Origin of the sequence: Erythrobacter sp., assembly GCF_023653175.1 — a bacterium.
Classification (GTDB): domain Bacteria; phylum Pseudomonadota; class Alphaproteobacteria; order Sphingomonadales; family Sphingomonadaceae; genus Erythrobacter.
This window is the reverse complement of the sequence record NZ_JAMNXL010000040.1, coordinates 1-21,585: the sequence shown is the minus strand read 5'-3', so window position 1 is coordinate 21,585 and position 21,585 is coordinate 1. Positions and strand designations below refer to the sequence as shown.

Here is a 21,585-nt window from a genome sequence, read left to right as displayed (position 1 = left end):
GGAAACCATGGTAAACAGACGGTTAGCAAACCGTCGCCGATCCGCGCCAGCCACGCTCAGCGCCCCAGGCCGAGGAAACCGAGGTTCGAGGCGTCGAACTTCAGCCGCACCGCGGCAAATACGCCGCTGTCGGTATTGCGCGCAGGGCCGAAATCGCCGTCGCGGAAGCCTTCGATGTTGTAGCCGACGGTCAGCAGCATGCCTTCGACGGGCACGAAGCCGAGCGTCGGGCCGTAGGCGAAGTTGACCGTGTTGTCGTCGAGATTGGCGCGCGCGGTGACGCTCGCGCCCAGCTCGAACCGCTCGCCGATGCCGATCCGCGCGTCGCCACCGACCAGCAGCGAGGTGCCCTGGAACTCGGTGCCCTCGAAGGCGTCGAGCGTGTGGCGCGCGCCGAGGAACAGTGCGACCTCGTGACGGCGCACCTGGGCGCCTGCTTCGTCTGCGCCGCGCGGGCTGTAATTGGCCGAAAGGCTGCCGACCAGGCGGCGCGCGACGGCGTTGCCATCGACGGTGAGCGCCGTGCCGCCCAGCGCGGTGCCTCCGGCGACCGCGCCGGTCACCTCGTCGCTGCGATATTCGAGCCGGCCGAGCATCGCCAGCGGCGAATTGTCCGGGCGGTGAGCGAAGGCGATGCTCGCATCGATGATCTCGGCGACCGCGCCGCCGACGGTCTCCGAACGCGTCCAGGTCACGCCCGAGCCCACAAGGCTGCCTTCGCCGAGCTGGCGGATCGCCCCCAGCAGCACGCCCTTGCGATCGGTGGTCTCGCCGTCGCGCCATTCGCCGCGCGCGGTCAGGCTCCAGCGATCCTTGCGCCAGGCTGCGCCGAGGGTGACGGCGGTGAAATCCTCGAACAACAGTCCGCCGGTGAGCTGGCCGCCGCTCGCTGGGGGCTGGTTCGGGTTGACGAGGCTGGCAGCGGCAGGCGAGCCGCCGATCGTGCGGTTGCCGTCGATGGTGGCATCAAGGGTCAGAGCCGGGTTGACCTGGTAGGTCTGCGACAGGCCGAAGGCGGCGAAGGTGCGGGTGCCGTTCTCGCCGATGGTCTCCTCGCCGATGGTGGTCGAGACCTGCCCGCCCTGCCACGGCGTGACTTCGATCCCGCCGCGCAGCTGGCGCGCCTTCAGGCGCTCGCCATCGGCCATTTCATAGGTGCCGACCAGCCGCACGTCCTGCGTGATCGCATAGCGCGCGCCGAGGCGGTGGCGGGCCGGAAGATCGACGCTCTCCGCCTTGCCGAGCGCGACAGCGGTGCCGGCGCTCAGTTCCAGCTTGTTGCCCAGAAGCCTCTGCGTCGCGCCCGCTTCGAGCACGGTCGAAGCGGCGCTGCTGCCATCGGCGAGCCGGTCGGTGAAGTGGACGATCCCGAGGCGCAGGTTGGTGCTCTGGCGGGTCAGCGCGATCTGGCCCTGCGCGGCGCGGCGGCGCGCGGCGTCGGTCAGGCTCTCGTCCTGCCACAGACTGCCGGTGAAGGTCAGTTCCTCGGTGATCAGCACGCGGCCATCGATCCCGAACTTGCGCCGTCCGCGCTCGACCGCGTTCTGCTGGCCGATGCCGTAGTCGGCGTCGATCTGGCGGGCATAGGCGATGAGATCGATAGTGCCGGTCTGGTGCTGCACCTCGGCAAGCCAGCCCTGCGCCGTCTCGCCCTCGCGGCGGCTGACGCCGATTTCGGCGCGAACTTCGGTGTTGTCGCCGATCTTGGCGAGGAGATCGACCGCGCCGAGGTCGGTGCGCTGCGCCGTGCCGCCTGCGCCTTCGAGCCCGGCATCGCTGATCGCGCTCGCGCCGATGCGGATGCGGCCGTCCGCGCTGGTCCAGTCGGCGCGCGCGCCTGCGTTCCATTCGGCCTCGCCGCGGCTGTCGGTCTCGTATTCGATGACGATGAACTGCGGGTTCAAGTCCTCATCGCGGCTCAGCACGGGCGCGGCAAAGCGGATCGTGCCCGCCAGCAGGTCGATGTCGTAATCGGTGAAGCGCACGAGGTTCCGGCTCGAGACGATCTGTTCGGGGCGGAAGCGGTCGCGCACCTCGATGGTCACGCGCTCCGAATTGGCGAGGATGCGGCGGTTGCTGAGCGCATAGGGGCCGGAAATGCCCTGGCCCTGGATTTCCTGGCGCTGGAAGCGGCTGGCAATCTGAGCGGCGAACCCTTGCGCCTTGACTCCGCCGACGCGCGCCTCGCCCATCACGCCGGTCGCGGTGCGGTTGTAGGCGGCAAGGCGGGTCTGGTTGAAAGCGGTCTGGAAGTCACCGTAGAGCGCGTAGAAGGCCGAGGTCTCGATGCGGACATACAGCTTCTCGCGGCTCGCGGCGTCGAACTGGCGCGCCGAGCCGTCGCCGAACACGGTGTAATAAGCGCCCGGATCGATTGCGCCGAGCACGCGCGCGTCGTCGCGCTGCTTGGCGCTGTCATAGGCGAGGGTGAGGAGGTATTTGCCCAGCACGCGGCCCTTGGCATAGAGCGCGATGCGCGCGTCTTGCCCAAGGTCGCTGTCTAAGCGGCCCGCGCGTTCCATGTTGTCGGCGACCGAGCGTGCGCCGACAGTCCCTTCGGCCAGACCGATCACGGTCCATTCGACATCGCCCGGCTCGACCCAGGCTTCGAGCTCCTGACGGCGGGTGATCTCGCCGTCGTCGAAGGTGAAGCCGAGGCGCAGCGAACCGCTGACCATGGTGGGGGCGAGCTCGATTTTGGCGATGCCCTCGGTGCCGTCCACCACCCAGCGCGCGGCCATGGGGGCCATGCCGGTCAGCTGGTTCAATTGCTGGCGGTCGATCTGTTCGGCGCTCTGGTAGGGAGCGTTGAGGGTGAAGCTGCCCGAGATGCCTTCGCGAAGCGGGCGGTTGTTCCGATCGAGCACGCGGATCGCGATCACCGGCCGGGTGCGGCCATCGGCTGTGAGGTTCGACTGTTCGCGCAGGAATTCGACCTTGGCGGGCGCGCGGGTGAAGAACACCTCGCGGGTGAAGGTCTTGGAGACCTCGCCGAAGGAGTTGAGGATGCGCGCCTCGAGCACGGTCTTGTCGGTCAGCAGCGGCACGCCGCGCCACTGGCTGACCGCCCACAGGCCGACTTCGGGGTTCTGCGTGCCTTCGAAGGCGAGCGGGTTGACCGGCTTGCCGTCGACGAACAGCTGGACCGACTGGCCAAGCCGGTGGCGCACCGCGACCTTGATCGCGGGCGCGCGCGGGTTGGCGTCGGGGGCAGGGGCAAGGAAGCCGTCCTCGCCGTCGCCCAGCGCGAGGTAGTCGGTGAGGGTCGGGCCGCCGTCCTTGGGCGCATCCTTGGGCGCCTCGGCGTCGGGGGCGGGGGCGGCGTCGCTTTCGGCGGCGGGCGCGTCGGCAGCAGGCAAGGGGGCGAGCTTGGCGCGTGCGCTCTCGGGCAGAACGGCATGGAAATCGGCGACCACCAAGCTCCCGCCCTGACCGATCGCGAAGCGCGAGATCGCGCTGCCGGTGCTGCGGGTATTGCGGATGCAATCGACGAATGTGCCGCCCTCGGGCAGGGTCATGGGGGCAACCTGCACCACGTGGGTGCCGGGGACGACGCCCTCGAAGTGGTAGCGCCCGTCGGCGTCGGTGATGGCGAAGCTGCCGTCCTCGAGCATCACCCGCACGCCCGGGATCCCGCGGCGCTGGTCTTCGGGCAGGGTGCAGGGGCCGTCGGTGACGCGGCCGATGATGGTCATGCGGTCGGCGATGCCATCGCGGTCGATATCGAGCACGGCATCGGCGCGCACCTCGCGGCCAAGAGCGTCGCGGGCCAGCGCGAGGTTGACCGCGCGGCCCGGAGGCGCATCGGTGCGAACCGACATGGCATAGGTGACCTTGGCCGAGGTGCCCGCGGCAATATCGCCCAGCGCGATCGTCAGCACGCGGCCATCGGGCGAGGTGCTGAGCGCATCGGGAGCGCGCAAGCCATTGATTCGCAATGAACCGGGGCGCAGGCGCAGCCAGCGCGAGGGGGTGTCGGTGATCGTCACGGCGCGGCGGATGCGCGCCGGATCGGTGTTGCTGACGGTGAGCGTGTAGAACACCACGTCGCCCGGCTCGGCGCGGGTGCGCGAGGCAGTCTTGACGAGGCCGAGATCGGCGGCGGGGCCATCGACGGGGATGTCGACCTCGAAGGGCACGGGGTTGTCGAGGACGAAGATGTCGCCGAAAGAGCCCTCGCGGATAACGTAAGGCCGCCCGTCCGGGCGGGTGAGGCGTGCGAGCACGTCACGCGGCGCAGCGGAGGGGGCGGTGTAGGTTTCGGGCGGCTCGATCGCGAGCCGGAAGCGGCCTTGCGCGGTGAGCGGGAACCAGAATTCGCCCGGCCCCATCTCGACCACGCGTCCGCTGCCGTCGGTGATCGGCTGGCCGCTGATAACGCTGGAAGGCCAAGAGGTTACGCCGTCCTCTGCAAAGACGGTCGCGGGCGCGCCGGTGTCGGCATTGACGAGGCTGACGCGCGCGCCGTCGACGGGCGCGCCGGTTTCGCTGTCGAACACCACACCGAAGGGATCGACCAGCACCATGACATCGGCGGAGACGAGGATCGCATCGCTGCCGGGGCGCATCGCCGCGATGGTGATGCGCGAATCCGCGCCGACGCTGAGGCGGCAGTCCTCGCGCACCGGCGGCGGGGGGATGCGGCGGGTCTCGATGACGCCCACAAAGACCCCGCTGTCGGCGGTGGTCTCGTAGACCGTCATGGTCTCGCGGTCGCCCTCTGGGGTGGTGAGCACGACCGTCAGGCTGTCGATCGCTGCGGGATCGCGGTTTGCCGAAGCGGCGGTGATTTCGAAGAACAGCGGCTCGCCCCCGCGCAGCTCGTCGGTCTGCTGGACCTTGGCGACGGAGGTGGGGATGGAGGAGACCGCATTGCCGCCCGGGGTCAGGCTGGCGATCGCATTGGCGCGCAGCTCGGCCGCGGAAATGCCGCCCGCGCTGCACTGGGGCGCGCGGTAGACGAGCTCGGCGCCGCCGTCGCCGGGCGAGCGGCGGAAAACGCGGATCGCGGGCGGTGCGGGGGGCTGTGCGGCAACATCGAAGCGCACGATGTTGCTCGAGGTCTCCTGGCGGGCGCCATGCGCCTCCCAGCTGGCCTCGGCGATGTTGGTGACGGTGCGCACCGTGCTGGCGCCACCGGTCGTCTGGGCGTGAACCCCCTCCTGCGGCGCATTCAGCGACAGCAGAACCGCGCACAGCATAGCTGCCGCACGCCGCAAGAAGGGGGAAACACGCAAGACCTAAGTCCTGATCCGAATTACCGGATCGTGACCTGGAAGTAGAGCGAACGGGTCTGACCCGCCGCAACGTCGCTCAGCGTGCCGGTGATGCGCGCACGCCCGCCGACGCCGCCGGTCGGCGCATAGTTGCCGCCCGCGGTGCCGGTGGTGCAGGTCGCACTACCGTTGATGAAGATCCCGAAGCCAGAGTCGTAGGTGACATCGGCCGGCAGATCGTCGAGCAGGGCCACGTTGGTCGCGGTCGCAGCACCGGCAGCGTTCGCCACGGTGATGCAGTATTCGACCGTCGCGCCCGGAATCGCCTTTGCGTTGGGCGAGACGCCGTTCACCGGATCGCTCACCACGCGGCTGGTCTTGTTGACGGTCAGCACCGCGCCCGACACCGCGTAACGGCCCTGGGCCGAGAACGCGCCGTCATTGGCCGCATCCGAAACGCCCGCGCCGTCGAACAGCACGTTGTCGATGCCCGAGGTGTTCGCGCCCGAGGTCGCCAGGATGCGCGCGCCGAGCGAGCCGACAGTGCCGCCCGTGTGCGCGGCAGCGGTCAGCGCGACGTCGAAGGTGTCGCCGTTCACCGCGTTGATGCTGATGTCGGAGACGACCAGCACCCGCACCACGGCATCCTCGGCCACTTCATCGAGCGAAGTGATCGCACCAGCGGTCTGTTCGGCCGAATCGAGTGCGCCGTTGCCGTTGGTATCGCGGAAGATGCGGATGTTGCTGATGTTGGCCGCCGTGCCGCCGCGCAGCGCGGTGGACAGGACGAGGTCAGCCGTGGCGTTGCCGAGGTTGGTCACGTCGAAGGCCAACACGCGGTTCAGCTGGTTCGGCGAAACCTGGACAGGCGTGGAGACGGCAGTGACAAGCACGTTGACGCGCTGGTCAACGGTGAAGCTGTCGCTGTCCGTCACGGCGTTCTGAGCATTGCCGTTGACGTTGTAGTTGACGGTGACGGAGTTGGTGATCGTGGTCCCGGCTCTGGTCCCTGCGGCCAGAGCAGGGGTGCTGGACATCGCGATGAGCGCAAAAGCGCTCACCGCACCCAGCAGTTGCTTGGTGGTCTTCATGGTTATGGTCCCGAGTGTTTGCCCAGCGTCAAAGGTGCCGCCCGCGGGGCTTGGCGGTTATCTCCCGCTGGTCAGCGGATGATGACTGGAAAGGCGACCCGCCCGGACGCGCCCGGAGCGATGGTGGCGAGCACCCAGCGGACGTGGGTCACGTCGGCATGGAGGGCGGGACGGCTGGTCCCGTCGGCAGCGGTGACGCTGAGCGCGGACAGCCTGCCCCAGGACTTGCCGCGGTCGACCGACACCTCGAGCCCCGGATCGGCGTCGGGGGCGAGGCGCACGGCTTCGGGCAGCGGGTTGGTGATCGTGAAGTTGGTCACGATCTCCGCACTGGTGTTGGCGAAGTTCTGCCCGAACACCAGCCGGTCACCCGGCAGGAAGCTCTCGGGATCGACCAGCTGGACGGCGGGCTTGCCGTCGGCGCCGGTGACGGCCTTCTCGGCCTTGATGTCGCCGTTGACGGAGACGGCAGGCGGCGTGTCCTGCGCAGCGAGCGGCGCGACCGGCGCGGTCAGCATCGCAGCGGCAGCGCAGGCGAGCATCAGCTTGGTGATCGACTTCATGGTTGGTCCCCTGGTGACTCGTGAGGTGTGGTCGTTGGTGCGGCGTTCCGGGCTGGTCGGGCCCGGAACACCCTGATTTTCTGCGATTACTGGTCGATGGTGACGTTGAAGGTGACGCTGCGGTTGGTGCCCGCCGCCACGCTGCCGAGCGTGACGCTGATCCCGCTGGCGTCGGAGGCAGTTCCGGCATCGGCGTCGGCCGCGTCGCTCAGCGCGCCGGCATCGAGCGCCAGCGTGCCCGGCACATAGGTCGTGCCGGCCGGAATGGCGTCGGTCACCACGAGGTTGCCGACGCTGCCCGAACCGCTGACGCGGGCCTCGATGGTGAAGGTCGCGACCGAGCCCGGCACCGCGCTGGTGCCGCCGAAGGGATCGCTCAGGGAGACCGACTTGACGAGCTGGACGCTCGCCACCGCGCTGTTCAGCTGCCCACGGGCATCGGCGAGCGCGCCGGTCGAGCCGACCACCGCGTCCCCGCCGCCCTGGCCCTGGCCTGCAAAACTGGTGCCCGGCGTGCCGTTGCCGGTCGCGGCTGCGGCGGTGAGCTGGACATTGCTGGTCTCGCCGTCGGCCGCGGTATCGGGAACGGTGACGAGCACGAAGACGGTGACGCGCGCATCGGGCGCCAGCACCGGGGTGGTCAGCGGGCCGGTGAGGATCTGGTCGATCCCGTCGTCATAGACGCCGTTGCCGTTAGTATCGATTGCAAGGCCGCGAACAGTGACATCGAAATCATTGCCGGCAACCGCGGCTTCGGGGGTGAGCAGGAATGCCTCGGGGCCGTTGCCCGGGTTAGTCACTTCGAATGTCAGCACCGCATCGCCGCGACGCGCGGAGATCGGGCCGGTGTCGAGCGAGGTCACCGTGACATCGAGCAATTCGTCGACCAGCACGGTGACCGTGTTCGAATCGATGCTGCGCGAGGTTCCGGCCTCTTCGAAATTGGCGGTGGCGGTGTTTTCGATCAGCGTGCCCGCGGTGACGCCGCCGGCGAGCGCAGGCGTGGCGGCACCGGCCAGAATGGCGGTGGCGAGGATCGAGGCGAGGGGGCCGTACAGGCGAGCATGTTTGGTCATGCCAAGGGGAAATACTGAGGATTGGTTAGCATTCCGTTAGTCATCAAATGAACATTTCGGATTAAAACCCGCTTCCTCCGGATCACTCCCTAGTCCATTCGGGTAGCGAAACCGTTAGCGCGATTAGCTAACAATTTGTACTCGGGCGTCTTGGCGGACGGACTGCACGCGCAACCCGGCGCTTTCGGCGGGTGCCTTTCAGCGGCTGCGTGCAGCGCGCAATCCTCCGGTTGTCACGGGCAGGTCGGCAGTTGCCCCGGCGCGGCCCGCGTCAGGTGGCAAACAGGCTGGCGGGATCGGCGAAGGCCTTGAACTCCAGCGCATTGCCCGATGGATCGCGCAGGAACATGGTCGCCTGCTCGCCCGGCTGGCCCTTGAAGCGGATCGTCGGTTCGATCACGAAAGCGCACCCCCCTGCGCGCAGGCGTTCGGCGAGCGCCTCCCAGTCGGCCATGGTCAGCACGAGCCCGAAATGGGGAACGGGAACGCCGTGACCGTCGACATGGTTGCTCGCACGGTCGCCTGCCTGTCCGGGCGCGAGGTGGGCGACGATCTGGTGGCCGTGGAAGTCGAAATCGACCCACTCCTCGCTCGAACGCCCTTCGGCGCACCCCATCACCTCACCGTAGAAGCGGCGCGCGGCGGCAAGATCGTCGACCGGGAAGGCGAGGTGAAAGGGGGCGAGGGTCATGGGTGGGGCTCCTTGTGGGTGACCGGATAACCCGTTCAGCCTCGACAGCGCCAGACTGAATATCTACGGCAGCGCCTCAACCCGTCTCGCAGGTGGAGCGCAGACCCATGAAACTCATCATCGGCAACAAGAACTACTCAAGCTGGAGCTTGCGCGGCTGGCTCGCGCTCAAGCAGTCGGGACTGCACTTCGAGGAGCTCACCGTGCCCATCATGGGCGAGGAGTGGGACCGCCTGAAGCAGGGCATGGACGAGGTCCAGCCCTCGAGCGGCAAGGTGCCGATCCTGTGGGATGGCGATGCGGTGGTGTGGGACAGCCTCGCGATCCTCGAATACTGCGCCGACAAGGTCGGGCGCGAGCGGTTCTGGCCCAAGGACGACGCGGCCCGCGCGATGGCGCGCGCGATGGTCGCCGAGATGCATTCGGGCTACCTCAGCTTGCGCCGCGAGCTGCCGATGAATGTGCGGCGCCGGGTGGAACTGCCCGGCATCGCCGAGGCGACCCGCCACGATATCGTGCGCGTTCTCACCCTGTGGGCCGAGGCCCGCGCGCGCCACGGCAACGCGGGGCCCTACCTGTTCGGAACCTTCGGGGCGGCCGACATCTTCTATGCTCCGGTGGTGACGCGCTTCGTCACCTACGGCATCGGCGTCCCCGGTTTCGCGCAGGCCTATATGGAGGCGCTGCTCGAGCATGACTGGATGCGCGAATGGATCGGCGCGGCCGAGGAGGAGGAATGGGTGATCGAGCAGTTCGAGATGGTGCGCTGATGATGCGACAACTGCTAGCCTACGCGGCGCTGATGCTGGCACTTGTGCCCGCTCCGGCTGCTGCCTGGGGCTATTATGCGCACCGCCAGACCGCCGCGATCGCGCTTGCAAATGTCTCGCCCGAGGTGCGCAGCCAGGTGCGGGCGCTGCTGGCCCGCGAGAAGGACCTCGGCACGCCCGACTGCCCGCTGAAGACGCTCGAGGACGCCGCCGTCTGGGCCGATTGCGTGCGGGCCGAAAGCTGGCGCTGGGGCTACACCGCCGCCTGGCACTACCGGAACGCGCCGATCTGCAAGGCCTTCGACCCCCGCGCGAACTGCCCCGGCGGCAGCTGCGTCACCGCACAGATTGTGCGCGCGCAGCGAGTGCTCGCCGACGAACGCCTGCCTGCGGCCGTGCGGCTGGAGGCGCTCGCCTTCATGGTTCATTTCGCAGGCGATGTGCACAATCCGCTCCATTCGGGCGACAACGAGGATCAGGGCGGCAACGCGCGCAAGGCCGATTACGGGATCAAGCCGGGGCTCAACCTGCACAGCATATGGGACGGCCCGCTGGCCGAGCGCGCGATCAGCGATCCGGCCGATCCGGTGGCGCGCCGATATTCGCCCGCCGAGCGCGCCGAGCTGGCGGGCGGCACCCCCGACGACTGGGGCCGCGAGAGCTGGGAGATCGCGAGGAGCTTCGTCTACCCCACCGCCTTCGACACCGAGGACGTGTGCGCGGCGGAGTTGCCCGACAAGGTGGCTTTGAGCCAGGAGGACATCGTCCGCGGCGTGCCGGTTGCGCGCAAGCGAGTGGTGCAAGCCGGGCTGAGGATCGCAGGGCTGCTCGAAGAGGCCTTCAAGCCCGGCCCGCTGGTGCCCGACACACCGCGGCGGCGGCGTTAGACGAAGGCCTTTGCGAGAAACCACGCAGCCACGCCCAGCATGACAAGCGCCAGCCCCCGCCGCACGGCGCGGGCGCGGGCCTCGGCCATCAGCGCGGTGCGCGCATGTTCGGCCAGCAGCACCAGCGACAGGTGGATCGCGGTCGCGATCCCGACGCTCACCGCGCCGAGGGTCAGGCCCTGCGCCAGAGTGGGCCGCCCGCCGGTGACGAACTGCGGCATCACGGTGATGAGGAACAGCGCCGACTTGGGATTGAGCAAGTTGATGACGAAGCCCGCAAGCGCATGACGTCCGCCCGCGGCCTTGGGTGCTGCGGCCTGCGAGCTCTCGCCCGCCTCGCGCCACGCCTCCCACGCCAGCCACGCCATCATCGCCGCGGCCAGCACCGACACGCCCTGCGTCAGCCCTTCGCCTTGCGCAAGGATCAGACTGGTCGCGAGCACGCTCAGCGCGGCATTGGCGGCAAGCCCCGCCGCCACTCCGGCGATAGCGCCGAGCCCCGCGCGCCGCCCCTCGGCCAGGGCCAGCGTGACGAGCCACGCCATATTGGGGCCGGGCGTCAGCTCGATCAGCAGTACCGCCAGCGCGAAGCCGGTGTGGTCGATCACGGCGTGCGGCGTGCTGCGTAGCGGGTGCCGTCCTTGCGGGCATAGCCTTGCGGGTCAAACACCATGTCGATGTCGGGATACTCGCCGCTGTCGGCAGCCCTGTCGCCTGCGCTGATGGCGACGAAGACGCAAGGTTCGGCCGAGCGGTTGTGGAGGCAATGCCCGTTCGGCTCGCCCGCCGGGAAGGCGAGCACGTCGCCGGGACCGACCGAGGTCTCGCCGTGATCATCGATCAGGATCGCATGGCCCGAGAGCATCACCACCAGCTCGTCCTCCTCGCGGTGCCAGTGGCGCTGCGAGGAGAAGGCGCCCGGCAGCAAGGTGCAATGGCTTGCGCCCATCCGGGTGAGCCCCGCTACCGGCGCGAGGCGGCGATACCAGCGTCCCTCGACCGCCGCGTCGAAGGGGGCGGGGTAGCCGGTCGCATTGGTCTGGGGAATCGCGTCAAGTTCAAGCTTGGGCATCGGCGGCAACTCCTGCTAGGCCTGCCTTGATGCTCGACACGCTCGACCTTGCCAAGCGCCTGATCGCCGCGCCTTCCGTGACGCCGGCGACCGGTGCGGTGTTCGCGGAGCTTGAGGCGATGCTGGCGGGGCTGGGCTTTGCCGTCCACCGCTTCACCCGCGGCGCGGGGCCGGAAGGCTCGGAGGAAGCGCCGGTCGAGAACCTGTTCGCGATCCGCTCCGGCCCCGAAGGCTCGAAGCACTTCGCCTTCGCCGGGCACCTTGATGTCGTTCCGCCGGGAGAGGGCTGGGCCTCGGACCCCTTCGAGCCGCAGGAGCGCGGCGAACTGCTCCACGGGCGCGGGGCGGTCGACATGAAGGGGGCGATTGCCGCGATGGTCGCCGCTGTCTCCGACGTCCCCCCTGAAGCCGGCACGATCAGCTTCATCATCACCGGCGACGAGGAGGGCCCCGCGCTCCACGGCACCCGCGCGCTGATCGATTTCATAGAGGGCGCCGGACACCAACCGGATCTCTGCCTTGTGGGGGAGCCGACCAGCGTCCACCGCCTCGGCGACATGGTCAAGATCGGCCGCCGGGGCTCGGTCAACATCTTCATCACGGTTGATGGCACGCAGGGCCACGTCGCCTACCCGCACCTTGCCGACAATCCGCTGCCCAGGCTGGTCGCGATCCTCGCCGAGCTTGACGCGCTGACCCTCGACACCGGGACGAAGTGGTTCCAGCCCTCCAACCTCGAGATCACCGAGATTGCCGCCCCCAACAAGGCGCACAACGTCATCCCGGCGCGCGCAGAGGCGCGCATCTCGATCCGCTTCAACGACCTCCACACCGGGCACAGCCTGTCGGAACGCGTCTGCGCCATCGCCGAAAAGCACGGCGGCCACGCGCGGCCCGTCATCTCGGGCGAGCCCTTCCTGACCGAGCCCGGGGCCTTCTCGAAGCTGGTGAGCGAGGCAGTTGTGGCGGAAACGGGGGTAGCGCCGGAACTTTCCACCACCGGCGGGACTTCCGATGCGCGCTTCCTGCGCGCTGTGTGCCCGGTGATCGAATTCGGCCTCTGCAACGCGACGATGCACAAGCGCGACGAGGCGGTGGCGATCCCCGATCTCGCCATGCTGGCGCGCATCTATGCCCGCATCGCGCTAGGCGCGCTCGCACTTGGCGAGGAGTTGAAGGAGTAAGGTCTTGTCGTTCTGGTTTCGGGTTCCCCTGTGGCAGCGGGTGATAGCTGCCCTGATCCTCGGCATCATCGCCGGACGATTGTGGGGGCCTGAAGCAGAGAGCATCAAGATCATCGGCGATGTCTTCATCGGCTTCATCAAGATGCTGGTGGTGCCGCTGATCTTCTTCAGCCTGGTCGCCGGGGTCGCGAGCATCGGCGACCTGAGGAAGCTGGGCGCGGTCGGGTGGCGGGCGATGCTACTGTTCGTGGTGACCGGGCAGATCTCGGTTTGGCTGGGTCTTGCCATGGGCACGCTCGCCGGGCCGGGCATCGGCGTCGACACCACAGGCGTCGACATGGGCACCACGCCGCCGCCCAATGAAACCACCTGGCGCGACATGGTGCTCGGCATGATCCCGCAGAGCCCGGTGCAGGTCATGGCCGATGTCAACGTGCTGCCGCTGATCGTCTTCTCGCTGCTGATCGGGATCGGCATCCTGATGGCCAAGGACGAAGGCCTGCCTGTCCTGCGGATCTTCGAGAGCGGCTCTGTCGTGATGCAGAAGGTCACGATGATCGTGATGGAACTGACCCCCTTCGGCGTCTTCGCGCTGATGGCCTGGGTGGCGGGGACGCTGGGCCTCGACGCGCTGGCGGCGCTCGGCAAGCTGGTGTTCCTGAACTATCTCGGCTGCGCGCTGATCATCGTCTTCATCTATGGCACCATGGTGAAGCTGGTGGCGCGCCAGCAGGTGGTGGGCTTCTTCCGCGGCATCATCGACGCGATGGCGGTGAGCTATTCCACCGCCAGCTCCAACGCCACCTTGCCCGTCACCCTGCGCTGCGCCGAGCGCAATCTCGGCGTGTCGAACTCGGTCGCAAGCTTCGTCATCAGCCTTGGCGCCACGATCAACATGAACGGCACGGCGATGTATCTCGGCCTTGCCACGCTGTTCGGGGCGCAGGTCTTCGGGGTCGCGTTGTCCTGGGCCGACTACGGCATGATCGCGCTGCTCGGCACGCTCGGCGCGGTGGGCGCGGCGGGGATCCCGGGGGCGGGCCTGATCATGATGGCGCTGGTGTTCGGCGCGGTCGGCGTGCCGCTCGAGACCATCGCCTTCGTCGCCGGGGTCGACCGGATCATGGACATGGTGCGCACCACCACCAACGTCGCGGGCGATGCGGCGGTGGCGGTAACCGTGGCCAGCCTCACGGGCGAGATTGACACGGCCGAGCTCGTCAGCGCAGACGATATCTGAGCAGGCGTTCCCCGGGGCATCGCGCTGCGATTCTTGGGGAAACGGGCAAAGATGGACCGCAAGCTGACGCTCTACATCCTGATCGGCATGATGCTGGGCGTGATCGTCGGGCAGGTGCTCAACCAGACGGTCGATCCGGCGGTGATCAAGGACTCGATCGCCCCGTGGTTCAAGCTGCTCTCCGACATTTTCCTGAACCTCATCAAGATGCTGGTCGCCCCGCTGGTGCTCTCGACCATCGTCGTCGGCATCGCCCACATGGGCGACAGCGCGGCGCTGGGCCGGATCGGGGTGCGCGCGCTTACATGGTTCATCACCGCGAGCCTCGTCTCGATCGGGCTGGGGTTGATCCTCGTCAACCTGTTCCAGCCCGGCATCGGCGCGCCGATCCCCGATGTCGCCGAAGCCGCCGCTGCGGTGGGCGAGGTCAAGGAGCTGAAGGCGACCGAGTTCATCCTCTCGATCTTCCCCAAGAACGCGGTCGAGGCGCTGGCGACCAACAACATCCTGCAAATCCTGGTCTTCTCGATCTTTGCAGGCGTCGCGCTGTCGGCGATCGGTGAGCGGGGCCACGCGCTGGTCAAGGGCGCCGATGCGCTGGCGGAGATGATGCTGCAGGTCACCGGCTATGTGATGCGCTATGCGCCGGTCGCTGTGTTCGGCGCGCTCGCCAATGTGGTCGCGGCGAGCGGGCTGTCGATCCTCGGCACCTATCTCACGCTGCTGCTCGAATTCTACTTCTCGCTGCTGCTCTTGTGGGTGATCCTGCTCGGCGCGGGCGCGGTGTTCCTCGGGCGCCGGACATGGACGCTGATCCGCTACATCCGCCAGCCGCTGATGATCGCCTTTTCGACCGCATCCAGCGAAGCGGCGCTACCCAAGCTGTTCGAACAGCTCGACCGCTTCGGCGTGCCGCGCCGCATTTCGGGCTTCATGCTGCCGCTGGGCTACAGCTTCAACCTCGACGGCTCGATGATGTACATGAGCTTCGCGACTTTGTTCATCGCGCAGGCTTACGGCATCGACCTCAGCATCGGTACGCAGATCATGATCCTGCTGACGCTGATGATTTCCTCGAAGGGCATCGCCGCGGTGCCGCGCGCTTCGCTGGTGGTCATCACCGGCACGCTGGCGATGTTTGGCCTGCCGGTCGAAGGCGTGGCGATCATCCTCGCCATCGACCAGTTCCTCGACATGGGCCGCACCGCGACCAACGTGGTCGGCAACGCAGTCGCGACCGCAGTCATCACCAAGTGGGAGGGGATGCTCGAGATCGAGGAAGCCGAGGACATGGAACTCCCCCACGCCCCCGCCCACACCGCCGCCGACGGCCGCGCGGGGCTGGAGCTGGACCCGAGCAATTTCGGAGAGGGGCCGGGTTAAGGCTGCATGTCGGAGCCTAACCGGTTCTCGCAGCTCGTCGCTGACGGAATGAAGCAAGTCTGCGCCGACTTTTCCCAGATTGTCGGTCCGAGCGGTTTCCTGAAGACGAAGAACCGGACTTGGGTACGCGCCCACGATCACAGTGCGGACTGCATCTACTTGTATCGTCACGGAAGCTCCTATGGCGCCCCCCGCGCCGCCCGTATCGATATTCGCGTGATGCTCAGTATCCGGGTGCTCAATGCAACCGTCGCTGGAGGTGCGATCGGCATCATCAGCGACCCCGCTCGCCGCGCGACCGGCTATGCCTATCACCATCGCTTCAATGCCGAGACCGGAAGCACCTACGAACGGTGCGTCGAGGAACTCGGATTCTACATGACAGAAGTCGCGGAACCTTGGTTCGCCGAGTGGCGCGATCCGCGCAAGCTCCTCACACACCCGGACTGGCGAGAAGACGCCCGCGAAGCACTGACGTCGGCCATTGCCGGTCGCGCCAGTCCTGAAGCCGTGGCCGCGTCGCTCGCAGCCCTGGGTATCAGGGCGCGGCGCTGAGCGGCCGGCCTCAGCCTCACTCCTTCACATATTCGATCGGCACGAATTCGCCCAGCGAGCACCCCGCGCCGCGTTGCAGGCTGTTCCCGATCCTCTGAAGCGAGTAGACGATCTGCTGCGTGCACAGCTGGTTGATCGAGGTCTCGTAGGTGATCGCGCGGTCCCACTCGAGACCCGGGCAGCGCGACGGAAGCGTGCTGCGATAGACCTTGCCGCCGTTCATCTCGAAATCGATCACCCGGTCGGAGCGCACCACGGTATGGCGCACCTGCGATCGGTCGACGCAGTTCTGCCCGGGGCCCAACACGGTGGCGGCCGGTGCGGCGTCGAGCGCGGCCTGGGTGCGCGCGGCCTCTGCGGCGGGGTCGGGGGTGCAGGCTGCAATGAGCAGCGGCAGGGGGGCGAGTGCGAGCAAGCGGGGGGTCATGGCATCTCTCTCCACCAGAAGGATGCGCCCATCATCGCCCGCGCGCTTGAACCGCGCCTTAATCCGGGTTGGCGTCAGCCGTCGCTGCGCGCCCCTTGGGCGGCTCCAGCACCTTTTTGCGGAACGAGCACAGGTCGGCGACCTGGCAGCGCCAGCACTCGGGCGTCCTCGCCTTGCACACATATCGCCCGTGGAGGATCATCCAGTGGTGCGAATCCCGGCGGAAGGGCTGCGGCACGCGCTTTTCGAGCTTGGCCTCGACAGCTTCCGGGGTCTTGCCCTTGGCCATGCCGGTACGGTTGCCGAGGCGGAAGATGTGCGTATCGACCGCGAAGGTCTCCTGCCCGAACCAGCAATTGAGCACCACATTGGCGGTCTTGCGCCCCACGCCTGGGAGCCTCACCAGCGCCTCGCGGCTGTCCGGCACCTCCCCGCCATGCTCCTCGACGAGGATCTGCGAGAGCGCGATGACATTCTTGGCCTTGGAGTTGAACAGGCCGATGGTCTTGATGTGCTCCTTCAGCCCCGCCTCGCCAAGATCGAGCATCGCTCGCGGCGTCTCCACCTGGCGAAACAGCGCCCGCGTCGCCTTGTTGACCCCCACATCGGTCGCCTGCGCGCTCAATGCCACGGCGACCAGCAGTTGGTAGGCATTGCCATATTCGAGCTCGGTCTGAGGCGAGGGGTTGTCCTCGGCCAGACGGCGGAAGAATTCGAAGATCTGGGCTTTGTTCATGGCGTGGGGTCATGGGGCCTTCGTGGGCGGAGTCTCGGGCTTGGGATGCGCCGCCTTCCACTCCATCGCCCTGAGCGCGCGCTTTTCGACCGAGGGGTGGGTGTAGAACAGCGCTTCCTCTAGTCCCGAGGGGCGCGGGTAGCGGTATTCGGCGGTCTTCACCAAGGCGGTCGCCAGAGCGTCGGGCTCGTTCACGGTTTCTAGCGAGTAGATGTCCGCCTCGGCCTCGCCCACGCGGGTGAGGGTGTTGGTGAGCGGGGTGACGAGCAGCCCCAGCACCGCGCCGACCACCGCGAACACCGGCAGGCCGCGCGCCTCGTCGAGCTGCGCATCGCTCCCCAGCATCCGCGCGGTGGGCACGAACAGGCGGTCGAGCAGGAAGAAGAACGCCATCGCGAGCAGCGGGAAGATCAGCACATAGCGCCAGATGTGGCCAAGCTTGTAGTGTCCCGCCTCGTGCCCCGTCACCGCGCGCACCTCGGCAAGGCTGGCCTCCTTCAGCGCGACGTCGGCAATCGCGATCCGCGCCGAGGGGCCTACCCCTGAGACATTGGCGGTGAAGCGGTCGGACTGGCGCGATCCGTCATACATGAAGATGCGATCCTTGGGGATGTCGACATCCTCGGCAATCTCCTCGAGCGCGGTGCGCACCTCGCCCGGCGGCACGGGCTGGTAATCGTTGAACAGCGGCTCGATCAGCGGCGGCCCGGCGAGCAGCGCCAGCAGGGTCACAACGCCTGCCAGCCCCCCGCTCCACAGCCACCAGCGCTTGCCGGTCTTGCCGATCAGGGCATAGACGCCGGTGAGGAACAATCCGCCAATCACCATGCCGATGGTCTCGCTGATCGCCAGCTGGCCGAGAAAATCGCTCAAGGGCTGGCTGGAAAGGCCATAGGCCCGCTCACGGTGCCAATCGGTGTAGAGCGTCCAGGGCAGGGCGATGAGGGTCGAGATCACCAGAAAGGCGGCGCTGACGAGCAGCGTGGGCCAGAACCGCTGCGGCGCCTTGAAGCGCGCTGCGATGCGGTCGAGCAGCCGCAGGCGCACCATGATGACAGCGACCAGCACCGAGACCAGCACGCCGCCCAGCAGCACCCAGTGGTTGCCGGTGGTATAGGCCTGCGCCTTGGCGAGCGCTTCGGGCCCGAGGCTGTCGACCATGCGCGCGGCTTCCTGCGCGGGGGTGAGTGTTGCGATCATGTGGTGCGGACCCCTGTTCTCGCCTTGTGTATTATTCGAGTAATACGCCGCGCATGTCGGCGGTCAAGCCTGCAGGCCGAGCACGTCGTTCATGGTGTAGCGCCCGGCGGGCTTGCCGGTGAGCCACTCGGCCGCGCGCACCGCCCCGCGCGCGAAGATCATGCGGTTTTCCGCCGAGTGCGCCAGCACGAGGCGCTCCTCCGCACCTGCAAAGATCACCGAATGCTCCCCCGCGACGGTGCCGCCGCGCAGCGTGGCGAACCCGATCGCGCCCGCCGCCCGCGCGCCGGTCATCCCGTGACGGCCGCTCTCCATATTGTCGGCGAGGGCGATGCCGCGGCCGCGCGCCGCCGCCTCGCCCAGCAGCTTGGCGGTGCCCGAGGGCGCATCGACCTTCATACGGTGGTGCATCTCGAGCACTTCGATGTCCCAATCATCTCCGAGCCGGGCTGCGGCCTCCTTCACGAGGTGCGCAAGCAGCGTCACGCCAGCCGAGAAATTGCCCGATTGCAGCACCGGCACCGCGCGCGCGGCCTCGGCGAGCATCACGAAATGCGGCTCCTCCAGTCCGGTGGTGCCGACCACGATCGGCTTGCCCGCCGCCTGTGCCGCGCCGAGGTTTGCGCCGAGCGCTTGCGGAGCGGAAAAATCGACCAGCACGTCGCACTGCGCGGCGTGGTGCGCGATCGAGCCGCCGTCGTCGATCCCGACGCACAGCGCATGCCCCGCATCGGCTATCGCCGCCTCCAGAGCCTGTCCCATCCGGCCCTTGTGCCCGATCACCCCGAATTGCAGCTGTGCCATTGCGCGCCTCTATGCCTCATGCTTGAAGGCCTCATGGCAGAGATCGGACGCATCGTCATCCTCACCGGCGCAGGCATTTCGGCTGAAAGCGGGATCGACACTTTCCGCAGCGCTGGCGGCTTGTGGGAGCAGCACCGGGTGGAGGATGTCGCCACGCCCGAGGGCTTTGCGCGCAACCCCAATCTCGTGCTCAATTTCTACGACATGCGCCGCGCCGCGCTCGCCAATGTCGCGCCCAACCCGGCGCACTCGGCGCTCGCTCGGCTGGAGCGCGAATTTTCGGGCGAGCTGCTGCTCGTCACCCAGAACGTCGACGATCTTCACGAGCGCGGCGGATCGGCGCGCGTGCTGCACATGCACGGCGAGTTGAAATCGGCGCTGTGCACCGCCTGCGAGATGCGCTCCCCCTGGCACACGACCATGATCGACCGCCCGCCGTGCCCCGTCTGCCGCGCGCCCACCTTGCGCCCCGATGTCGTGTGGTTCGGCGAGATGCCTTACGAAATGGGGCGCATCTACCGCGCACTCGAGACCTGCGACCTATTCGTCAGCATCGGCACATCGGGCGCGGTCTATCCGGCGGCGGGCTTTGTGCAGGAGGCGCGGGCGAACGGAGCGCGCACGCTCGAATTGAACCTTGAACCCAGCGAAGGCTCGCGATGCTTCCACGAAACCCGTCACGGCCCCGCGAGCGTGCTGGTGCCGCAATGGGTGGAGGAGGTGCTGGATGCTTGAGGATCGCAAGCACGACTACCGGCTTGCGAGCCATCCGCCGTCCTTCTTCCGCGAAAGAGTAGAACAGGCGTTGCAGGGCGCCCCGCGGATACATGCGGCGGGCGAGGGGCTGCCGGGCAGGCAAGCCCGGAAGCGAACAATCGAATATGCCTTGTTCGACGAGGACGAGGGGCCGTTCTATTTCACGCTATCGATCCTGCTCGAAGCGGGCGAACCGGACGAAGGCGCGATGCTGTTCGTCAGAGCCGTGTTCGATGAATTGATCCGGATGGATGATGCCGCGCGTGCGATCCCGTCTGCCCGTGACGAGAACGAGGAGCTTTTCGAGGTCGAAGTGGATCTCGATTTGCGAAGCTGCGTGCTCCACTATTCCTCGACGCTCTGGAACACCGAATGGGTCGTCGATTTCCGCTTCGACGAAAATGGTGGCTGGGCTTGCCTCGGCATACCCGACTGGCGCGAACCGGGGCAGTACATCGTCTAGGCGACCATGCGGTCAAGGCAGGATCACAAAACCCGGCCTTAACGTGGCCGCGCTATGATCGCACAATGTCGTGGCGGATGATCATCCTGCTGGCCGTGCTGGGCCTGCCCTATGGCTATCTCGCCCTGAAGTGGAGCGCGTGCTCTGCTGGGACCTGCCAGGCGGACGGTCACATGATCGTCTACACCGTCGTTGCCTTCTTGGCGCTGCCCTTCGTGCTGGCAATCATTGGCGGCGCATTTGCGCTGGGGGGTGCGCGCCGGGTCATGGGCGCAGCGTCGCCGGGGCAAAGCGGAATCCGGCGGATCATAAGCGGCACGCGCGGCGGGGTGCGGTTCTAGATCGGCATCTCGCTGATGGTTGCGATGCTCCCGGCCTGTGCGGCGCTGCTCGGCGTCCTGCTTTACACCCCCGAGCCGGGGCGCGACCGGCTGGGCCGGATCTGCGAGAAGCGTGAAGGCTCGACCATCTGCCGCCCCGATCCCGACGCGGACCGGCCTTCGCAACTCGACCGGCTGAACGCGGTTGCCAAGCGGAAGAAGTGGTTCGAGGGGCGCTGACCGGCAGCCTGCTTCAGTCGCGCGGGGGTTCCGGCGTCGGCGGATTGGCGCCGCGCTCCTTGGTCCAGCTGCGGCCCGAATCGTCGGGAGCGACCGGCACCCCGCTGCGGCTGCGTTCGGGCGCTGCGGCCGGGCCGCCGCGGTGGTCGTCGGACACGGTCGGGTCGATGTGGCCCGGCGTCCCCTCCACGGCTGCGTCCGGTTCCTCGTGGCGCTGGCGCTCGGCGACCGCGGCGTCCTCGTGATGGTCTTTCGCCTTCTTGGCGCGCAGAAACGAGACCACGCCGATCACGAGCCCCATGCCAAGGGTGAACACCGCGAGCAGCATGATGGTGTCGTAATCGAAATTCATCGCTCTAGCCTCCTTGGGTGAGAAGGGGGCGAGTGTGCGGGGCGGCGTTATGTTCCGCGCGAGATCCGCGAATTGTGTCGCGCCGTGGCAGGCGCGGGGCGGGCCGAGACTAGGCGACCACGTCGCGGCAGGTGCGGCAGGCGGGATCCTTGGCGATGCGGATGGTACGCAAGGCCGGCTCCAGACCGTCGAGGATGTGGAGGCGGCCCCAGCCGGGCTCGCCCAGCAGCGCCGTTCCCGCCAGCAGCACCTTGACAGCCTGGAGCGCGGCGAAGGTGCCCGCCCACCCCGCCATCGCGCCGAGCATGCCGTCATCGGCGCAGGTGTCACAGTCCTCGGCGTCGAAGGCGTCGCCGACGAAGCAGCGGTAGCAGGCCTGATCGGCGAGGTGCCCCGCGAAGGCCCCGACCTGCCCCTGAAAGCGGCCCACGGCGGCCGAGAGCAGCGGGATGCCCGCGGCAACGCAGGCGTCCGAGACGGCGAGGCGGGTGGCGAAGTTGTCGGTGCCGTCGAGCACCAGATCGCACGCCGCGATCAGGCTGGCGGCGTTCTCCGGCGT

General features: G+C 67.9%; 23 protein-coding genes. 10 read left to right on the top strand and 13 right to left on the bottom strand.

Annotated features, from left to right (window positions below):
• Positions 1 to 56: 56 nt before the first annotated feature.
• From NBV68_RS06750 to NBV68_RS06730, 5 genes are all read right to left on the bottom strand, one after another.
• Positions 57 to 5,237, bottom strand: a complete 5,181-nt coding sequence (locus NBV68_RS06750) for a hypothetical protein (protein ID WP_296308261.1) — start codon at positions 5,235 to 5,237, stop codon at positions 57 to 59.
• A 20-nt stretch (positions 5,238 to 5,257) separates the two neighbouring features.
• Positions 5,258 to 6,307, bottom strand: coding sequence for a hypothetical protein (locus tag NBV68_RS06745; protein ID WP_296308260.1), 1,050 nt, complete (start codon positions 6,305 to 6,307; stop codon positions 5,258 to 5,260).
• Between the two features lie 71 nt (positions 6,308 to 6,378).
• Positions 6,379 to 6,870, bottom strand: coding sequence for a hypothetical protein (locus NBV68_RS06740; protein WP_296308259.1), 492 nt, complete (start codon positions 6,868 to 6,870; stop codon positions 6,379 to 6,381).
• A gap of 86 nt (positions 6,871 to 6,956) precedes the next feature.
• Complete coding sequence (locus tag NBV68_RS06735; RefSeq protein ID WP_296308257.1) at positions 6,957 to 7,946, bottom strand: hypothetical protein; 990 nt, start codon at positions 7,944 to 7,946, stop codon at positions 6,957 to 6,959.
• 271 nt (positions 7,947 to 8,217) lie between these two features.
• Complete coding sequence (locus tag NBV68_RS06730; RefSeq protein ID WP_296308256.1) at positions 8,218 to 8,637, bottom strand: VOC family protein; 420 nt, start codon at positions 8,635 to 8,637, stop codon at positions 8,218 to 8,220.
• 107 nt (positions 8,638 to 8,744) lie between these two features.
• On the opposite strand from NBV68_RS06730, the gene NBV68_RS06725 reads away from it, so the two are divergent.
• Positions 8,745 to 9,407, top strand: a complete 663-nt coding sequence (locus NBV68_RS06725; protein WP_296308255.1) for a glutathione S-transferase family protein — start codon at positions 8,745 to 8,747, stop codon at positions 9,405 to 9,407.
• Positions 9,408 to 9,409: 2 nt separating this feature from the next.
• Positions 9,410 to 10,294: a S1/P1 nuclease gene (locus tag NBV68_RS06720; protein WP_296308262.1), complete on the top strand. Its 885-nt coding sequence runs from the start codon at positions 9,410 to 9,412 to the stop codon at positions 10,292 to 10,294.
• Here the strand turns inward: NBV68_RS06720 and NBV68_RS06715 are convergent.
• Together NBV68_RS06715 and NBV68_RS06710 are read right to left on the bottom strand one after the other, a co-directional pair.
• Positions 10,291 to 10,902: a LysE family transporter gene (locus NBV68_RS06715; protein WP_296308253.1), complete on the bottom strand. Its 612-nt coding sequence runs from the start codon at positions 10,900 to 10,902 to the stop codon at positions 10,291 to 10,293. The two genes, NBV68_RS06720 and NBV68_RS06715, sit on opposite strands and share 4 nt — an antisense overlap.
• Complete coding sequence (locus NBV68_RS06710; protein WP_296308252.1) at positions 10,899 to 11,366, bottom strand: cupin domain-containing protein; 468 nt, start codon at positions 11,364 to 11,366, stop codon at positions 10,899 to 10,901. The genes NBV68_RS06715 and NBV68_RS06710 overlap by 4 nt, the downstream gene beginning before the upstream one ends.
• Positions 11,367 to 11,395: 29 nt before the next feature.
• Here NBV68_RS06710 and dapE point away from each other — a divergent pair, with 29 nt between their 5' ends.
• From dapE to NBV68_RS06690, 4 genes are read left to right on the top strand one after another with little or no spacing between them, the layout of a single operon-like run.
• Positions 11,396 to 12,550, top strand: coding sequence for a succinyl-diaminopimelate desuccinylase (dapE, locus tag NBV68_RS06705; protein ID WP_296308250.1), 1,155 nt, complete (start codon positions 11,396 to 11,398; stop codon positions 12,548 to 12,550).
• Positions 12,551 to 12,554: 4 nt separating this feature from the next.
• Entirely contained in the window at positions 12,555 to 13,790 is a 1,236-nt protein-coding gene (locus NBV68_RS06700) for a dicarboxylate/amino acid:cation symporter (RefSeq protein ID WP_296308248.1), read from the top strand.
• Positions 13,791 to 13,841: 51 nt separating this feature from the next.
• Entirely contained in the window at positions 13,842 to 15,173 is a 1,332-nt protein-coding gene (locus tag NBV68_RS06695; RefSeq protein ID WP_296308246.1) for a dicarboxylate/amino acid:cation symporter, read from the top strand.
• Positions 15,174 to 15,179: 6 nt separating this feature from the next.
• Positions 15,180 to 15,728 carry a hypothetical protein gene (locus NBV68_RS06690; protein WP_296308245.1) on the top strand — a complete coding sequence of 183 codons (549 nt, stop codon included), beginning with the start codon at positions 15,180 to 15,182 and terminating at the stop codon, positions 15,726 to 15,728.
• Between the two features lie 16 nt (positions 15,729 to 15,744).
• Here the strand turns inward: NBV68_RS06690 and NBV68_RS06685 are convergent, their stop codons facing one another.
• The 4 genes from NBV68_RS06685 to dapB all read right to left on the bottom strand — a co-directional run bounded on the left by NBV68_RS06685 (position 15,745) and on the right by dapB (position 18,895).
• Positions 15,745 to 16,155, bottom strand: a complete 411-nt coding sequence (locus NBV68_RS06685) for a hypothetical protein (protein WP_296308243.1) — start codon at positions 16,153 to 16,155, stop codon at positions 15,745 to 15,747.
• Between the two features lie 58 nt (positions 16,156 to 16,213).
• A complete protein-coding gene (gene nth / locus NBV68_RS06680) occupies positions 16,214 to 16,891 on the bottom strand; it encodes an endonuclease III (RefSeq protein WP_296308241.1) in 678 nt (225 codons plus the stop codon).
• Positions 16,892 to 16,900: 9 nt separating this feature from the next.
• Positions 16,901 to 18,091 (bottom strand): M48 family metallopeptidase, encoded by a 1,191-nt coding sequence (locus NBV68_RS06675; protein ID WP_296308240.1) that lies wholly within the window; start codon positions 18,089 to 18,091, stop codon positions 16,901 to 16,903.
• A 63-nt stretch (positions 18,092 to 18,154) separates the two neighbouring features.
• Positions 18,155 to 18,895 (bottom strand): 4-hydroxy-tetrahydrodipicolinate reductase, encoded by a 741-nt coding sequence (gene dapB, locus NBV68_RS06670; protein ID WP_296308238.1) that lies wholly within the window; start codon positions 18,893 to 18,895, stop codon positions 18,155 to 18,157.
• Positions 18,896 to 18,928: 33 nt separating this feature from the next.
• Here dapB and NBV68_RS06665 point away from each other — a divergent pair, with 33 nt between their 5' ends.
• From NBV68_RS06665 to NBV68_RS06650, 4 genes are all read left to right on the top strand, one after another.
• Positions 18,929 to 19,630 carry an NAD-dependent deacylase gene (locus NBV68_RS06665; RefSeq protein WP_296308237.1) on the top strand — a complete coding sequence of 234 codons (702 nt, stop codon included), beginning with the start codon at positions 18,929 to 18,931 and terminating at the stop codon, positions 19,628 to 19,630.
• On the top strand, positions 19,623 to 20,114 hold the full coding sequence (locus NBV68_RS06660; RefSeq protein ID WP_296308236.1) for a hypothetical protein: 492 nt from the start codon (positions 19,623 to 19,625) through the stop codon (positions 20,112 to 20,114). The genes NBV68_RS06665 and NBV68_RS06660 overlap by 8 nt, the downstream gene beginning before the upstream one ends.
• 77 nt (positions 20,115 to 20,191) lie before the next feature.
• On the top strand, positions 20,192 to 20,455 hold the full coding sequence (locus tag NBV68_RS06655) for a hypothetical protein (RefSeq protein ID WP_296308234.1): 264 nt from the start codon (positions 20,192 to 20,194) through the stop codon (positions 20,453 to 20,455).
• 15 nt (positions 20,456 to 20,470) lie between these two features.
• Entirely contained in the window at positions 20,471 to 20,674 is a 204-nt protein-coding gene (locus tag NBV68_RS06650) for a hypothetical protein (protein WP_296308233.1), read from the top strand.
• Between the two features lie 13 nt (positions 20,675 to 20,687).
• Here the strand turns inward: NBV68_RS06650 and NBV68_RS06645 are convergent, their stop codons facing one another.
• Both NBV68_RS06645 and NBV68_RS06640 read right to left on the bottom strand, forming a co-directional pair.
• The gene (locus NBV68_RS06645) at positions 20,688 to 21,026 is read right to left on the bottom strand and encodes a hypothetical protein (RefSeq protein ID WP_296308232.1); all 339 of its coding nucleotides are present in this window, start codon (positions 21,024 to 21,026) and stop codon (positions 20,688 to 20,690) included.
• Positions 21,027 to 21,135: 109 nt separating this feature from the next.
• Positions 21,136 to 21,585, bottom strand: a 450-nt coding sequence (locus tag NBV68_RS06640; protein ID WP_296308230.1) for a ThiF family adenylyltransferase, incomplete at its 5' end; no start/stop codon positions are given.

Bases quoted from the DNA above. Each gene is read 5' to 3' on its own strand.
- NBV68_RS06720 (WP_296308262.1), top strand. From the start codon at position 9,410: ATGCGACAACTGCTAGCCTACGCGGCGCTGATGCTGGCACTTGTGCCC.
- NBV68_RS06655 (WP_296308234.1), top strand. From the start codon at position 20,192: ATGATCATCCTGCTGGCCGTGCTGGGCCTGCCCTATGGCTATCTCGCC.
- NBV68_RS06725 (WP_296308255.1), top strand. From the start codon at position 8,745: ATGAAACTCATCATCGGCAACAAGAACTACTCAAGCTGGAGCTTGCGC.
- NBV68_RS06675 (WP_296308240.1), bottom strand. From the start codon at position 18,091: ATGATCGCAACACTCACCCCCGCGCAGGAAGCCGCGCGCATGGTCGAC.
- NBV68_RS06735 (WP_296308257.1), bottom strand. From the start codon at position 7,946: ATGACCAAACATGCTCGCCTGTACGGCCCCCTCGCCTCGATCCTCGCC.
- nth (WP_296308241.1), bottom strand. From the start codon at position 16,891: ATGAACAAAGCCCAGATCTTCGAATTCTTCCGCCGTCTGGCCGAGGAC.
- NBV68_RS06740 (WP_296308259.1), bottom strand. From the start codon at position 6,870: ATGAAGTCGATCACCAAGCTGATGCTCGCCTGCGCTGCCGCTGCGATG.
- NBV68_RS06660 (WP_296308236.1), top strand. From the start codon at position 19,623: ATGCTTGAGGATCGCAAGCACGACTACCGGCTTGCGAGCCATCCGCCG.
- NBV68_RS06690 (WP_296308245.1), top strand. From the start codon at position 15,180: ATGTCGGAGCCTAACCGGTTCTCGCAGCTCGTCGCTGACGGAATGAAG.
- NBV68_RS06730 (WP_296308256.1), bottom strand. From the start codon at position 8,637: ATGACCCTCGCCCCCTTTCACCTCGCCTTCCCGGTCGACGATCTTGCC.
- dapB (WP_296308238.1), bottom strand. From the start codon at position 18,895: ATGGCACAGCTGCAATTCGGGGTGATCGGGCACAAGGGCCGGATGGGA.
- NBV68_RS06685 (WP_296308243.1), bottom strand. From the start codon at position 16,155: ATGACCCCCCGCTTGCTCGCACTCGCCCCCCTGCCGCTGCTCATTGCA.
- NBV68_RS06645 (WP_296308232.1), bottom strand. From the start codon at position 21,026: ATGAATTTCGATTACGACACCATCATGCTGCTCGCGGTGTTCACCCTT.
- NBV68_RS06650 (WP_296308233.1), top strand. From the start codon at position 20,471: ATGGTTGCGATGCTCCCGGCCTGTGCGGCGCTGCTCGGCGTCCTGCTT.
- NBV68_RS06665 (WP_296308237.1), top strand. From the start codon at position 18,929: ATGGCAGAGATCGGACGCATCGTCATCCTCACCGGCGCAGGCATTTCG.
- NBV68_RS06710 (WP_296308252.1), bottom strand. From the start codon at position 11,366: ATGCCCAAGCTTGAACTTGACGCGATTCCCCAGACCAATGCGACCGGC.
- dapE (WP_296308250.1), top strand. From the start codon at position 11,396: ATGCTCGACACGCTCGACCTTGCCAAGCGCCTGATCGCCGCGCCTTCC.
- NBV68_RS06695 (WP_296308246.1), top strand. From the start codon at position 13,842: ATGGACCGCAAGCTGACGCTCTACATCCTGATCGGCATGATGCTGGGC.
- NBV68_RS06745 (WP_296308260.1), bottom strand. From the start codon at position 6,307: ATGAAGACCACCAAGCAACTGCTGGGTGCGGTGAGCGCTTTTGCGCTC.